At 31.3% G+C, this 1,781-nt stretch carries 2 protein-coding genes; both read left to right on the plus strand.

The genetic code is table 11. The features are described from left to right. The first annotated feature begins 731 nt into the window (after positions 1-731). A complete protein-coding gene (locus tag HHU12_RS33725; protein WP_169661118.1) occupies positions 732-1,526 on the plus strand; it encodes an Rpn family recombination-promoting nuclease/putative transposase in 795 nt (264 codons plus the stop codon). 75 nt (positions 1,527-1,601) lie between these two features. Then, the coding region (locus HHU12_RS33730) for a transposase (RefSeq protein WP_169658724.1) at positions 1,602-1,781 on the plus strand (180 nt) is incomplete at its 3' end.

Raw genomic sequence — 1,781 nt, forward strand, 5'->3', positions numbered from 1 at the left:
ATCTCATGGAAGGAAAGCCAAAAGTTTATTTAAATATGGCTTAGAGAAACTTTCTCAATGCCTACAAAATAAATTTTATGAACAGCTAGAAATGCTGTTCAATCAATTTTTGTCATATACTTAGATACTTATAGTAATTGCTAACATAAGTGTGCTTCGGTGAAGATTTATATTAGTTTGTAGTTTTTATGTTAAAGCCTTTTATTCGACATAAGTACTAGGACAAATGAAAACGAATGTTTCTTAGACCCATAATTGAAATTATGGGCTTTTGGGAAGATAAATCATTTATCAAGTTATGATTATAATATTTAGCTTATCCGTATTTAAATGGCTATAAAGACTGTAAATTTTTGAGGTATGTCAAGATTATAATGAAAGTTGGAAAATGTGATAGCTTCCCATAAGCCCATGACTTCCAGTCATGGTGCACGTAATTATTGTTCTAGAACTTTTTTAATGAAGAATGTAGAATTATGGTTCGTAAAATGGTTTTTATGGTGGTTCAGTGGACGTTGCAATGCAACATCACTACAACTGTATCCCTCATAAATGATATTCTACCAAAAATTGAAAGTAGGCTGTAGGGACGTTGTACTACAACGTCCTCTGAACCAAAACAAAAACCACTTTTTTACCTTCAAAATGCCAATTCCTTTTGTCACAGTACTTATTAAGTTGTATGTGAAGAAAAATAAATTATTAAAATCATACGCTTCCAATTTAAAGAAATGTGTACATCTCGTTATATCAATCCATTTACAGATTTTGGTTTTAAGAAAATCTTTGGAGAGGAAAGCAGTAAGGAAATTTTGATCGATTTTTTGAATTCGGTTTTACCAGCTAAAGATCAAATTTATGATTTGACGTATAAACAGACAGAGCATCTTCCTAAAAATGATACAGATCGAAAAGCTATTTATGATTTGTATTGTGAAAATGAACGAGGAGAAAAGTTTATTGTGGAGTTACAGCGTGCCTCTCAGACCTTTTTTAAGGACAGAACAATTTATTACTCAAGTTTTCCTATTCAGGAGCAAGCTGAAAAGGGTCTGTCTTGGAATTATGAATTGCATGGGGTGTATGTAATCTCAATTATGGATTTTATATTTGATGATACTGGAGAACATTATCATCATATTGTAGAATTGAAAAATCAGTATAATCAAGTCTTTTATGATAAGTTGAAGTTTGTGTACCTTGAGCTCCCAAAGTTTTATAAGGGAGAAAGTGATTTAGAAAGTAATTTTGATAAATGGCTTTATTTATTGAAAAACTTGACAACTTTTGAGGAAATGCCATCTGTTTTGCAAGAGCGTATTTTTAGACGAGTGTTTAAAATAACCGAATATATGGCTTTACCAAAGAATGATCAGTTGAAGTATGATCAAGATGTGAAACGTTTTCGAGATTATGCGAATACCTTGGAAACGAAAAAAGAAGAAGGGATCGAGATTGGTGAGAGGAAAGCAAAAATAGAAGCAGCGAAAAACTTTTTAACAATGAAGCTGTACAGCCTTTTTTAAATATCTTGTACAATTAAAAAAAAGGTTGTAGATATTTGTGTCGCCAAACATAAATATTAACCTACAACCTTCATTATGTACTGCGTACTTGACAAAGATATCATTGAATCTGAAATAATACCGCATTTGCCAACTGCAAAAAGAGGATTTAAGACTAAATCATCTCTAACAGAAGTGGTTAATGCAATTTTATATAAACTTAAAACAGGAGTACAATGGCGTTTATTACCTGTTTCTAGTTTATTTAGTGATGTA

This window comes from Flammeovirga aprica JL-4 (genome assembly GCF_012844305.1).
Taxonomy (GTDB): domain Bacteria; phylum Bacteroidota; class Bacteroidia; order Cytophagales; family Flammeovirgaceae; genus Flammeovirga; species Flammeovirga aprica.

Coding starts and splice junctions, on each gene's coding strand:
- HHU12_RS33725 (WP_169661118.1), top strand. CDS start 732: ATGTGTACATCTCGTTATATCAATCCATTTACAGATTTTGGTTTTAAG.